The 13064-nt window shown below is 51.2% G+C and carries 11 protein-coding genes; 2 read left to right on the forward strand and 9 right to left on the reverse strand.

Translation table 11 applies throughout. From position 1 onward, the window contains the following. Positions 1–168: 168 nt before the first annotated feature. Positions 169–582, forward strand: a complete 414-nt coding sequence (locus SPD80_RS07130) for a helix-turn-helix domain-containing protein (RefSeq protein ID WP_022349661.1) — start codon at positions 169–171, stop codon at positions 580–582. A gap of 618 nt (positions 583–1200) precedes the next feature. Here the strand turns inward: SPD80_RS07130 and guaA are convergent. Beyond that, positions 1201–2814, reverse strand: a complete 1614-nt coding sequence (gene guaA / locus SPD80_RS07135; RefSeq protein WP_320829138.1) for a glutamine-hydrolyzing GMP synthase — start codon at positions 2812–2814, stop codon at positions 1201–1203. A 177-nt stretch (positions 2815–2991) separates the two neighbouring features. On the opposite strand from guaA, the gene SPD80_RS07140 reads away from it, so the two are divergent. Continuing rightward, complete coding sequence (locus tag SPD80_RS07140; protein ID WP_320829140.1) at positions 2992–4470, forward strand: LCP family protein; 1479 nt, start codon at positions 2992–2994, stop codon at positions 4468–4470. Positions 4471–4541: 71 nt separating this feature from the next. Here SPD80_RS07140 and ychF read toward each other — a convergent pair whose 3' ends face one another. From ychF to SPD80_RS07180, 8 genes are all read right to left on the reverse strand, one after another. Continuing rightward, positions 4542–5606 (reverse strand): redox-regulated ATPase YchF, encoded by a 1065-nt coding sequence (gene ychF, locus SPD80_RS07145; RefSeq protein WP_320829142.1) that lies wholly within the window; start codon positions 5604–5606, stop codon positions 4542–4544. Between the two features lie 74 nt (positions 5607–5680). Continuing rightward, positions 5681–7333 carry a 4Fe-4S binding protein gene (locus SPD80_RS07150; protein WP_320829144.1) on the reverse strand — a complete coding sequence of 551 codons (1653 nt, stop codon included), beginning with the start codon at positions 7331–7333 and terminating at the stop codon, positions 5681–5683. 212 nt (positions 7334–7545) lie between these two features. Beyond that, positions 7546–8487 (reverse strand): transketolase family protein, encoded by a 942-nt coding sequence (locus SPD80_RS07155; protein WP_320829146.1) that lies wholly within the window; start codon positions 8485–8487, stop codon positions 7546–7548. Then, positions 8484–9314, reverse strand: coding sequence for a transketolase (locus tag SPD80_RS07160; protein WP_320829148.1), 831 nt, complete (start codon positions 9312–9314; stop codon positions 8484–8486). The genes SPD80_RS07155 and SPD80_RS07160 overlap by 4 nt, the downstream gene beginning before the upstream one ends. An 86-nt stretch (positions 9315–9400) precedes the next feature. Beyond that, positions 9401–10087: a transaldolase family protein gene (locus SPD80_RS07165; protein ID WP_320604345.1), complete on the reverse strand. Its 687-nt coding sequence runs from the start codon at positions 10085–10087 to the stop codon at positions 9401–9403. Between the two features lie 53 nt (positions 10088–10140). Next, complete coding sequence (locus tag SPD80_RS07170; RefSeq protein ID WP_320829150.1) at positions 10141–10593, reverse strand: PTS sugar transporter subunit IIA; 453 nt, start codon at positions 10591–10593, stop codon at positions 10141–10143. A gap of 68 nt (positions 10594–10661) precedes the next feature. Beyond that, the gene (locus SPD80_RS07175) at positions 10662–11936 is read right to left on the reverse strand and encodes a class II D-tagatose-bisphosphate aldolase non-catalytic subunit (protein ID WP_320829152.1); all 1275 of its coding nucleotides are present in this window, start codon (positions 11934–11936) and stop codon (positions 10662–10664) included. Between the two features lie 24 nt (positions 11937–11960). Further along, the gene (locus SPD80_RS07180) at positions 11961–13046 is read right to left on the reverse strand and encodes a PTS fructose transporter subunit IIC (RefSeq protein WP_320829154.1); all 1086 of its coding nucleotides are present in this window, start codon (positions 13044–13046) and stop codon (positions 11961–11963) included. Between the last annotated feature and the right edge of the window lie 18 nt (positions 13047–13064).

Genomic DNA, 13064 nt, shown 5'->3' on the forward strand with positions numbered 1-13064 from the left:
TCGGCGTCTTCGCCACCTTCTCGTCCATGGCTCCTCCCATCAATAGCGTACGGATACGTACGGTTTATAGATTGAGAGTAAACGTACAAATCCGTACTGTCAATAGAATTGCGTACATTTGCGTACGCTGATAAGATGTGCTGGTACGTAATTCCAGGAGGAGGGCTCATGTCCGTAGGCGAGAACATAAGGCGGTACCGCAAGTCGCGCGGCATGACGCAGGCGCAGCTCGCCGAGGCGGTCGGCCTGACCGAGGGGGCCGTGCGCCACTACGAGAGCGGCATCCGCGCCGTGAAGCCCGAGCTGCTCGAGTCCATCTCCGCGGCGCTCGGCGTGTCCGTCAACGCCCTCAAGGATTACGGCGTCGAGACTGCGGGCGACCTCATGTCGCTGCTCGTGCGGCTCGAGGACTCCTTCGGCATCGTGCCCGCAGCCGACGGCACGGGCCTCTCCCTGAACCCCAAGGCGCCGCACGCGCCCAAAGCCGCGATGGCGATCGAACTGTGGGCAGAGAAGCGCGCGCAGCTCGAAAACGGCAAGATCGACGCCGACGAATACGAGGACTGGAAAGCCTCGCTGTAGCGGCTCTCCGCATTTCGCGATCAACGCAACCGAATCAGGACGGTGGACCAGGCGGCGAGCGCCGCTCGGGCCTGCGTAAGCTGAGTTTTTACTCCCCATTGCATGCCAAGGCATTTCCGGCGCACCTGGGGAGTAAATGACGCGGTGGCTTACACGGCGGCACGCGGCAGTACGCCGCGGCATTTCCCCTGGTTACTCCCGTTTTCATTGAGGCGGCGAGATTCTTTACTCCCCATTAACCACCTGGGAAAACGCTGTGAGAAGACCGCCGAAAAGCCTATTGAGTTCGATTTGAGTTTCACAGGCCCCGAAACGGCCCCGTTTGGCTCTCGGAGACAAAAATCGCGCGTCTACTCACTTGGGATGAATCCTTACTCCCGTTCCTCCGAATGCCGCACCGTGCCTTGCCGTCTTGAAACACGGGGGAGTAAATTGCGAAATCGCAGGTGAAAGGGAGTAAAACGACAAAGAAAAAGCCTCCGTCCCAACGCGGGAACGGAGGCTCGGTTATCGTATTTACTCACCAACATCGCTGGCGGCTTTGCCATGACTCTCGTACGAAACGAAACTCAGCGGCACAGTGCGGCACTCAAAAATGCAGGTCAGAACCCTATCAGCCTACTCCCACTCAATCGTTGCCGGTGGCTTAGGCGTAATGTCATACACTACGCGGTTCACGCCTTCTACCTCGCTCACCACACGGCCAGAAATACGACCCAAAACATCATATGGCAGCTTTGCCCAATCTGCCGTCATGGCATCGCTGGACTCCACCGCACGCAAAATAACCGTACGACCATAGGTGCGCTCGTCACCCATAACGCCAACAGAGCGAATATCGGGTAGCACGGCAAAATACTGCCAGCACGCATGCTCGGAGTTGCGCTCCCCCGTCTCTTCAAACAAACGCTGATTGTACGCATCCAACTCTTCTCTTACGATAAAATCTGCGTCTTTCAACACAGCGAGTTTCTCGGCAGTAATCTCGCCAATAATACGAATGGCTAAACCAGGACCAGGGAACGGCTGACGATACACCATTGCATCAGGCAAGCCAAGTGCGCTGCCCAGCGCACGAACCTCATCCTTAAAGAAGTGGTCCAAGGGCTCCACCAGGTCAAACCGTACGCCCTCGGGGAACGGAATCAGGTTGTGATGGCTCTTAATGGTAGAAGCCTTGCCGCCCGTCTTGCGCGCGCCAGACTCAATAATGTCGGGGTAAATGGTACCTTGTGCAAGGAACTTTACACCGTCAAGCTTCTGAGCCTCTTCAAAGAAAACCTTCCAGAACTCACGCCCAATAATCTTGCGTTTCTTTTCTGGGTCAGTCACACCAGCTAACAGGCGTGCATAACGCTCTTGGGCATGTACATGCACCAAAGGAATATTAAACTCCTGCGTAAAGACCTTCTCTACATTTTCTGGCTCGCCCTTGCGCAACATACCGTGATTTACAAACACGCACGTAAGCTGATCTCCCACCGCACGATGAACCAAAGCCGCAGTAACAGCAGAATCCACGCCGCCAGAAAGTGCCAAGATTACTTTGTCATCACCAATCTGGGAGCGAATCTCCGCCACCTTGGTCTCAATAACGTTGTCCATGGTCCAAGTGGCCTCAAGACCGCAAATCTTAAACAAGAAGTTGGACAGCATGGTGGTGCCGTACTCTGTATGACGAACCTCAGGGTGGAACTGCGTTGCAAACATCCTGCGCTCTGCATTCTCGTACGCAGCAACGGGACAAGTCTGAGTAGAAGCCGTTATGGTAAAGCCTTCGGGTACCGCATTGACTGCATCACGATGGCTCATCCACACCGTCTGAGCATTCATAGGCGTGCCGTCTAACAGGCAAGACTCACCGCTGCGCACCAGTGTTGCGGGACCATACTCGCCCTTCTCGGTATGAGCAACGCTGCCACCAAGAATCTTTGCCATGATTTGCTCGCCATAGCAAAAGCCCAAAATAGGCAAACCCAAATCAAAAATGGCCGGATCCATATCTGGCGCATCCTGCGCATACACAGAAGCAGGACCACCAGACAAAATAATGGCAGACGGATTCATGGCCACAAGCTCTGCCGCCGTAATATCACAAGGAACAATTTCTGAATACACATGCAGATCACGTACGCGCCGCGCAATGAGCTGACCATACTGAGCACCAAAATCCAACACCACTACCAGCTGGTTTGCGCCTGAATTATGTTCTAAATTCGTGCTATATGGCATTACTGTCCCTCCGATTTGCATTGGTTTTGCGCGTGCTATGTGACAAGATGACGGAATTACACTACTTATCCCGCTGAACCTTTATACTCGTTATGATAGATGAATTACACCACTGAGGCGACAGAGCGCAGCATAATCGCGAAAGTCGCACGACATAGACTACCATAAGGAGCTCGCGTGTCTCGTAAAACCAAGCATGCCGAGAAAATCGAGAAGGAATTAGCGTCTTCGGATGCATCAAACGCAATCTCGCGCGGTGCCGCCGCACTAAACCGCTACACGTCCCTACGCAAAAAGCGCTCTCGCAAATCCATCTTAAAGGGCTGTGCCACGGTGTTTGGCACCACTCTAGCTGCGGTAATTATTGTTGCCTGGATTTACATTAGCGGCATTAACGCCAGCTTGCGCGCGGGTATTGATAACGCACTCCTTAACCAATTGCACGTTACCGAGGCAGGAAATCCGTTTTATATTTTGCTGCTCGGTGTAGATAAAGATCAAAACCGTGTTAACAGCAAGGAATACGGTACGGATGAGCATGCGTATCGCTCCGACTCCATTATGTTGGCGCGCGTTGACCCCAAAAACAAAAAGGTAACGCTGGTTTCTATTCATCGCGATACCCTTGTTGACATGGGCAAAAACGGAAAACAAAAGATTAATGCTGCCTACGCTTTAGGCGGTGCTAGCTACGCCACCGAAGTTATCTCCAAATTTGCAGGCGTGCCCATCTCCCATTATGCAGACATTGACTTTGACAACTTTGTTTCTGTGGTTGATACCATCGGAGGCATTGACGTTAACGTTCCCATTAAGGTAGATGACTCCAAAGGTACTGGTCAAGTCGTAGAAGCTGGTCAACAAACGCTCAACGGCCAGCAGGCTTTAGTGCTGTGCCGTGCTCGTCACGCATATGATGCCTATGGCGACGGTGATATGTACCGTGCCGCTAACCAGCGCATGGTTATTTCTGCTATTGGCAAGAAAATATTACAGCTCGACCCCGTTACCATGGCAACCGTCATTGCAAAGCTCTCTGGCTCCGTTACCACGGACATGGACGTTAATTCCATTATTGGCCTCGCTACGTCCTTACGCGGCCTTAACGCTGCTACAGACATCTACCACGGCATGGAGCCAACCACTTCCAAGTACGTCAATCAGACCTGGTACGAGATTTGTAACACCACCGCTTGGAAAAAGATGATGCAGCGCGTAGACCAAGGCCTGTCCCCGTACGAAAGTGAGGACGATAACCCCACCAAGGGTTTGGCTGGTGTAACGGGCGGCATTAATAACAGCCCCAATGGTAGCGGCTCTTCAAGCAGCAACAGTTCTGGAACAAACAACACCAGCTCTACAACGGATGCAACCGAGTACTCTGGTAGCGTACACGTACTCAATGCTGCTGGTGTAACGGGCCTTGCCGGCAGGATTAGTAACTCGCTCTCTAACCAAGGCTTTAACGCTGTGGCAGACACCGCCAAGAGCAACTACTCCAACACGCTTATTGTGTACAACGGTGACCACGAGGCACGCGCCAACGCCGTTAACAAAGCGTTGGGTGGCGATATCCAAGTCATAAAGAACGATGGTTCATACGACACAAGTTATGACGTCATTCTTATTGTAGGTGCCGATAAGTCCAACGGGTAGTGACGCACACCGATAAGCGAAGTAAGTGCTCGTACCGGGGATAAATACCCAGGTACATACTCGGATACGCGCTACACGTTAAAACGGAAGTGCATAACATCGCCATCGGCAACAACGTATTCCTTGCCTTCCATGCGCAGCTTACCGGCTGCCTTGCAGCCAGCCTCACCACCCAGTGTGACGTAGTCCTCATAGCTCGCAACTTCAGCCTTAATAAAGCCACGCTCAAAGTCAGAGTGAATCACACCGGCTGCTTGGGGAGCTTTTGCACCAACAGGGATGGTCCAAGCCTTAACTTCCATCTCGCCCGCCGTAAAGTAACTCTGCAAACCAAGGAGCTTGTATGCAGCCTGAGCAAGCGTCTCTAGACCGCTTTTCTCAAGACCCAAAGAGTCCAAGTATTCCTTGGCTTCTGCGGGGTCAAGGTCTGCAAGCTCTGCCTCTACCTCGGCGCATACGGCAATAGGTTGTTGACCATCGATGGGAGCAAGTTTTTTACTCAAGCCATCTTCATCCACGTTTGCCACGTACAACACGGGTTTCATAGTAAGCAAAAACAGGTCATGAGCTGCGGCGCGCTCCTCGCGCGTCATTTCCATGGTTGCAGCACGATTGCCTTCGTTGAGCCATGCCTCCAACTTGCGACCAATAGCAAGCTTGGGCAGTACGCCCTTATCGCGCTTAGCTTCCTTCTCAATCTTGGGCAACGCTTTTTCCAACGAGGCAAGATCTGCCAAAATGAGCTCGGTGTTAATGATTTCTACATCGGAAGCAGGGTCCACGCGACCTTCTACATGCACCACGTCGGGGTCGCTAAAATAACGAACCACCTGGCAAATAGCGTCTGTTTCACGAATGTTTGCCAAGAATTGATTGCCCAAGCCTTCTCCCGCATTGGCGCCCTTTACCAAGCCAGCAATATCCACAAACTCAACGGTTGCAGGCACAATCCTGCCAGGATTAACAATCTTGGCCAGCTCGGCCAAACGAGGGTCCGGCACATCCACAATACCCACGTTAGGATCAATGGTTGCAAACGGATAATTTGCAGCTAGACCGCCCTTACGCGTAAGCGCAGTAAACAGGGTCGATTTACCAACATTAGGAAGACCAACAATTCCGATGGACAAAGACATGTCCTTACCTTTCTTTACATATGCCGATGCACTCATGTACTCATGTACTCGTCTAACACGCCTTGACCATACGACTACTTTGCCGACGTTACAACCTGTATTGCCTGCAGAGAAACCCGTCCGCTTGGGACAATCTTGCACACGCGAGGTTGTTCTTCATCCGTAGCACCTTGCTGACATGCAATGGTATCAGAAGCCGACGCCAGCACCTGAGTTGTACGCTGAGTTGCCACAAATACAGGAGGCATAATGGGCTCGTCTGCTGGAGTGCTCGCCGCGGCGTCTGGCGCCTCTGGCACGCCTTTCGCCAGTGCGCCAACATCCGCGCCGGCATCTGCATCCGTTAGTGTACCAGCGTCCGCATCCGTTGGCACCTCACCGCTTTTCTCGGTAGGTGAATCAAACGTAGTCACAGCCTTGATTGCTGCGCCAATACCCTGGGCGGTAATTTGACCGTCCTCGCCATAAGATTCAAGAGCAGCCAAACCACGCATGAGCTGTTGCTTGCCCTGCTCCTTCAGGCGTGCAACCTCTGCCTTCTGACGCTCAAGCGCCTCTTCTGCACGGGCAGCAGCTTCATCTTTAACCACGAGCAACGAAGGATCAACAGGCTCCATAAACAGCGCGTTTGTGGGGCATGTACGAATACAGGCGCTGCAATCCATACAATAAATGGGCTCAACCGTTACATGACCGCGCGTGTCCAAATCCACGCAATGAGTGGGACACACATCCACGCACAGACCGCAGGAGGTGCATTTGGTGCTATCACACACCGCAACCTGGGGTTCAAAGCGGTCTGCCAAACGCGGATGATCTTGCAAGGCGCTTAACACCAGCTGACGCTTTTGTACAATCGTGCGCTTGCGTCGTGCAGAAGTAGAAGACCCCGCAATGCGCTCCAACGAATTTTGCAACTCATTGATTTTTCTGCCATGTGCCTGCAGCTTGCGCTGAACCGCCTGTGCGCTTGCCAGCACGGGATTACTAATTGCCAGCACATTTTGACCAACTTGCATGGCGTTATTTACGAATTGACGTCGCTCGTAGCTGCGCTTCTTTGCATGATTGAGCGCGTTTGGTTGAGTCTCTAGACCCACCGAGCGCCCTGTAAGCTCTTCCGCACGACCAATAAACGACACATAACAGGCCTCACCCGTAGTAGTCTGGCATTTATCGCAAATGCCCTCAGGCAAGTACACGCTCACATTGGGATACTCGACCAAAATGGAAAACCACACTTCAGTGGGCACAGCGCCCACGCATGGCAACAAAATCTCGTTCTCTTCCGGCTTGCGTTTGAGCGCTCGAGTGCAGGTTACATAGCACATCTCGTGAGACGAACAAGCTGTAGCAATATCATCGTACAGCTGGCGCGCGGAATGATGAGAATCCGTAAACGCATCTGTTGGGCATGCCGCAATGCACAGCCCGCACTTACGACAAGCGTCTGACACACGAATTGCACTCTTATCGATAGTAATGGCATCCACGGGGCACACATCTATGCAGGCAGAACAGGTGCCCTCGTCCTGAGTCATGCAGCGCGTGCACGGAATCGTGTTGGCACGCGGACGAAACTTGTAGTCCCCCGGGTTAAACGGCTTGGCCTGCTCGGGGTCAGCGGCAAACATTTCCAGCACGGTATCAAGCGGATTGGACACAGCGTTCCAATCGCTTTGAATGTCAATAAGACTATCGAGAAGATCGTGGTTCTCGTCCGCCATCTACAAGCCCTCCTTCTTGCATGGCCTTCTATTGTAGCAGCGTTGGAGCAGCAAGAACCACGCAGCAATACTTTAGTTTTAGACTTGTCGTGCCATTATTAAAATTAATAATGGCACGACGCAATGCGGACACAAAAACGACTGCCAGATAGTTCTAGCAGTCGCACTAATGATGAATATGACTTTTTTGGCGGGGACCTACTGTAGGAACCTTAGCCTACAAACTCGCTCACTTCACGCTCAATGCCAGCAGCATCTAGGCCATACTTAGCAAGCAGCTCCAATGCGGGGCCAGACTCGCCATACACATCGTGGATACCAATACGACGCATACGCGTTGGCTGCTTCTCACCGAGGCACTCCGCAACGGCAGCGCCCAAGCCGCCCAGGATGGAATGCTCTTCTACCGTTACCACCTTGCCGGTCTTAGCGGCAGAAGCAACAACAAGCTCCTCGTCCAGAGGCTTGATGGTGTGAATGTTAATAACCTCGGCATCAATGCCCTTCTTGGCAAGTGCCTGTGCAGCCTCAAGCGCAGCAGAAACCATAAGGCCAGAGGCAATAATGGTTACGTCGCTACCCTCGCGCAGGACAATACCACGGCCAAGCTCAAACTGGTACGTGTCGGGGTCATTAAAGACAGGTGCAGCTAAACGACCAAAGCGCATATACACAGGACCCTCGTGCTCATAGGCAGCACGAACCATAGCACGTGCCTCTACATCATCCGCAGGAGTCATAACAACCATGCCTGGAATGGTGCGCATCAACGCAATATCCTCATTGCACTGATGTGTAGCGCCATCTTCACCAACAGAAATGCCTGCATGAGTAGCACCAATCTTCACATTAAGGTGAGGATACCCAATGGAGTTGCGAATCTGCTCAAAAGCACGACCAGCAGCAAACATAGCAAAGGTACTTGCAAAAGGCACCTTACCGGTAGTAGCAATACCTGCAGCCAGTCCCATGAGATTGCTCTCTGCAATACCAGCGTCAAAAAAACGCTCGGGAAATGCTGCTTTAAACATGCCCGTCTTGGTAGCAGCGGCTAGGTCCGCATCCAAAACAACAATGTCCTCATGCTCGCGACCGAGCTCTACCAGAGCATTACCGTAGCTGTCGCGCGTAGCAACCTTCTTTACATCGCTCACAGCTGCTCTCCAATCTTTTCTAGCTCAAGAAGAGCCTGCTCGTATTGCTCGTCGTTAGGGGCTTTACCATGCCATCCTACCTGGTCTTCCATGTACGAGACACCCTTGCCCTTAACCGTTTTGCACACAATGGCAACGGGCATATCGCGTACGGCATGCGCCTCTTCAAAGGCAGCCTGCAGCTGCTCAAAGTCATTGCCATCGGCCACAGTAATAACGTGGAAGTTAAACGCGCGGAACTTCTCGTCAATAGGATAGGGTGCATTGACCTCAGTGATTGCACCATCAATCTGCAAGTTATTGTTGTCCACAATAACAATCAGGTTGTCCAGCTTGTGGTTGCCTGCAAACATAGCAGCCTCCCACACCTGGCCTTCCTCAATTTCACCATCACCAAGCAGGGTATATACGCGGAAGTCATCACCATACAACTTGGCGGATGTAGCCATGCCAACCGCAGCAGAGATACCCTGACCCAAAGAACCTGTAGACATGTCTACGCCAGGTGTGTCATGCATATTGGGATGGCCCTGCAAAATGGAACCAACATGGCGCAGCGTGGCCAGCTCCTCCTTAGCAAAGAAGCCCTTCTCTGCCAACGTAGCATACAGACCAGGCGCACAATGTCCCTTGGACAGCACAAAACGGTCGCGTTTGGGATCATGGGGATGTGCAGGATCCACGTTCATCTCTGCAAAGTACAGGTAGGTAAAAATCTCCGTAGCAGACAGCGAGCCACCCGGATGACCAGATTTAGCTGCATGAACGCCAACAATGATGCCCTTGCGAATCTCATTGGCAATCTTTTTTAGCTCAAGAATTTCCATGAATTGCTTTTCTCCTCAAAGCTTCGTAGGTAGTGGCTCAATTAAGCCTGATGCGCCAAGCTCAACAGCACCAGGCCCCACAGCACTTAAGCCTGAGCAACAACCTTAGCCCAATCAGCAGCAAAACCCTCGAGGCCCTTATCGGTAAGAGGATGATGCACGCACTTCTTAAGCGCAGCAAAAGGTACGGTTGCAATATCCGCAGCCATAAGAGCAGCCTGCGTTACGTGGTTAGGCGTGCGCACAGAAGCGGTAATAATCTCGGGGCCGCCCTCCTGCTCCCAGTAGCCATAGTCGTAGTTTTTAACAGCGTCTACGATGGTCTCCAGCTGAGCCAAGCCATCATCTGCAATGTCATCAAAGCGACCAACGAAAGGTGAAATATAACGAGCGCCAGCACGTGCGGCCAACAATGCCTGTGTTGCCGAGAAAATCAGTGTCATGTTTACACGAACACCGCGCTTGGCCAGCTCGTGAGTTGCAGGCAAAGATGCCTCGCAAATAGGCAGCTTAACAACAATGTTAGGAGCCAGTGAGGCCAAGCGAACGCCCTCAGCAATCATGTCCTCGGTAGTCTCTGCGGTAGACTCAGCGGAAACAGGAATGTCCTCGCCAACAATCTTGCAAATCTTGACCATGTGATCTTCAAAATCTGCCAACTTGCCACCCGTACGAGCATACAGGCTAGGATTGGTGGTTACACCGCTCAAAATACCCCAGCTGGCTGCCTCTTCAATATCGTTAAGGTCGGCTGTATCAATAAAAAACTTCATGCGTCATTCTCCTTTTCTTAGACATATAGACACTTAGCCGCAGCCACCATTATCTAACTCTCAAGACCAGCGTTAATAAGCTCGGCAAGAGTCTCAGGGTCATCACTTGCATGGACCGAGTTACGGAAGTTCTCATCCATAAGCATAACAGCAGCCTTGGACAAAAGGCGCAGATGGGTAGTGCCAGCCTCAAGACCAGGAACCAACAAAGCCAATGCTACGTCTACAGGTTGATCATCAAATGAGGGCCACTCTACTGGAGCGGCAAGCTTTACCAACAAAAGGCCAGCTTTGTTAATAACATCGCTCTTTGCATGAGGAACTGCAAAACCGTTTTCCATGCCAGTTGCACCCTCATCTTCGCGAGCCATAAACGCCTTCAAAATAGCATCGGCGTCACCATACCCCAGCTCGGCACCCTTTTGGGAGATAAACTCCAGGGCCTTCTCGCGTGTATCCGCAGCGACATTTACAAATACTTGCTCGGAGCTTACAAACTTTTCCACACATACCTCCCTAAAAAAGAACGGCTAGCATAGGCCAGCCGTTCATACTTCACTGAACTACTCGAAGATTAGCCCTCAAGCGCAGCAACTACACAAGAGGTCAAAGATTCGAGGTTCAAGCACTCTACATACTGGCGAATGGGACGCTTAATGTGATCCACCACATAGCGCTGCCCATCAATGCCAGCGGCCTCAAGGTTAGTGTACAACTTCTCAATCTCTGTCTTAACCTCATCGTCATTAAATACGTAGTGCCCCGATATATCCAGAATTTTTAAAGATAATTCTTCATTGGCAAGGATGTCCTGAACCTGAAGTTTGGTTTGCTCGCCAACCATCCACTTGCGCCAACGCTCGGTCTTAATTGCTTTTATCAGCAATACCTTCTTAAGGTTGGAAGGATTATCGCATAAGCCTTCCTTTACCAGGATATCTTGCACAGCGCACAGCTTAAGATACGCACGCGTTTCCTCGGTACCATATTGAGGAGCTACGTTGGAAGCCGTTACATGAGCGGGAATATGTTCTAGCAGCGTCACATCATCCATGTAGTCAGCATTATGCTCTTTAAGGCCTACACCATAGCGCTTAGCCATATCGGAAAGAGCGCGGGCGTTTTGGAAGTCATAATGACCAACCTGATCAGTGTAACGAGTGAGGGTTCCGGTTTGTCCAACAATAAACGTAGGCATAGGAAGTTTGCGTTTACCAAGTTCTACCTGCAAATACTCGATAAACTCTTCGTACTTATCGGCAGATGTTAAGCCACCGTTGGTCTCTTCTGTACCTACTTCATAGCCAATCTCGGGCAAACCAAGCGCCTTGCGTTGCTGCTCGCAATACTCGATAAGCTCTACCGTGCGGCGTTCAACAACATCTAAAGGAATAACCTTGCCAATAACAAAAGGATCTTTTGTTGGGTCAATCATCAGCAAGTCAAAGCCAGCCTTAATATCTGCAAGATATGAGGCCTTTGCCTTGTCCATAGCCTCGTCTTCAGGAAGATGAGCATTGCGTTCTTCATCGCGCTGCCACGGGCCGCCATGATCGCGGCACAGATAGTACATGCCATCAAAGCCGACCTTATCGGCAACGGCCTTAATGTCTGCAGCAAAGCGACTCTGATTCCAACCGTTAACATAGCCAGCGCCAAACTCGTCTGCATCTACTTGGTTGCGGCTTGCAATAAACATGAGAGGGAAATCATGCTCCTGAGCAAGTTCGAAAGATGCTTGCAGCAAATTAGGTGACATAGGACCAATGCCAAGCATAGTAGATGAACTGCCACCATCTTGCAGTTTGAGCATGCCTTCAACGTACTTCTTGATAGGGAGCTTTTCCATGGGCGTACTTCCATTCTTCCATTCTTATTCAGACTTTGTTTCTGGTGCAGGTTTCATGACAACCATGATGGCGGCGCCAATAAGCGTGCCAATAACAATGTCTAAGCAAAACAAGGCGATGTTGTTGGTGGCAAGAGCAACAATAAAGCCACCGTGAGGAACAAAGCACTCAATACCCTGCAGCATTGCCAAACCCGCGCCAACAGCAGAGCCAATCATGATGCCTGGAAGCGTACGCGCAAGATCCTTTACCGCAAAGGGAATGGCGCCTTCAGTAATGCCAATGCATCCCATAAAGATTGCCGAGATACCCATTTGACGATCTGCATCATCAAACTTGTTTCGAGCGATAAGAGCTGCAACACCGCAAGCCAGAGGAGGGATTGCTACTGCCACACGAAACGCACCATTAGGTCCATATACGCCAGTAGTCATCAAGGCCATGGTGAAGGTGGATGCCGTTTTGTTAACGGGACCACCCATGTCAAAGGCAGTCATCAGACCAATAACAAGGCCCAGCACAACTGCAGAACCACCCTGCAGGCCAGTAAGCAAATCAGTAAGCCAGCCCATAAAGGCACCAAGGGGCAATGCAAGAACGTAGATGTACAGCAAACCCCATACCAACGAGGTAAGAATAGGGATAATCAAGATAGGCATAATGGTGCGAATAACATCATTAACCTGCCAGGTTTTCATCCACTTTACCCAGTAGCCAACACAGATTGCCAAAACCATGCCACCCAAAAAGCCCGTGGACACATCGGTTCCGTTTACCGAAACGGGATTATTAACCAAATATCCCATAACAAAACCTGGCGCTAATGCGGGCTTACCTGCCAGTGAATAAGCAATATAAGCTGTCATGACTGGAATCATCATCTTGATACCAGCCATACCAATAAGGTTAAGATTTTGCATGAAGGGGTTGGTAACCTCCATGCCCTCAGCAGATGCCTTACCAGATGCAAGTGAAAACGCTAGAAAAACACCACCCACTACGACGATGGGGATAAAGTACGAAACACCCGTATTAAAGGCTTTAAGCAAGTCTTTACCTAGGTTATCGAATAATCCCTTCTTGCTCTTCTCTTTTGTCTCCTCAGCCATTTTGTTCCTCTCACAAAA

The sequence above is a fragment of the Atopobium sp. genome (assembly GCF_034113385.1).
In the GTDB taxonomy this organism is placed as follows: Bacteria; Actinomycetota; Coriobacteriia; order Coriobacteriales; family Atopobiaceae; genus Atopobium.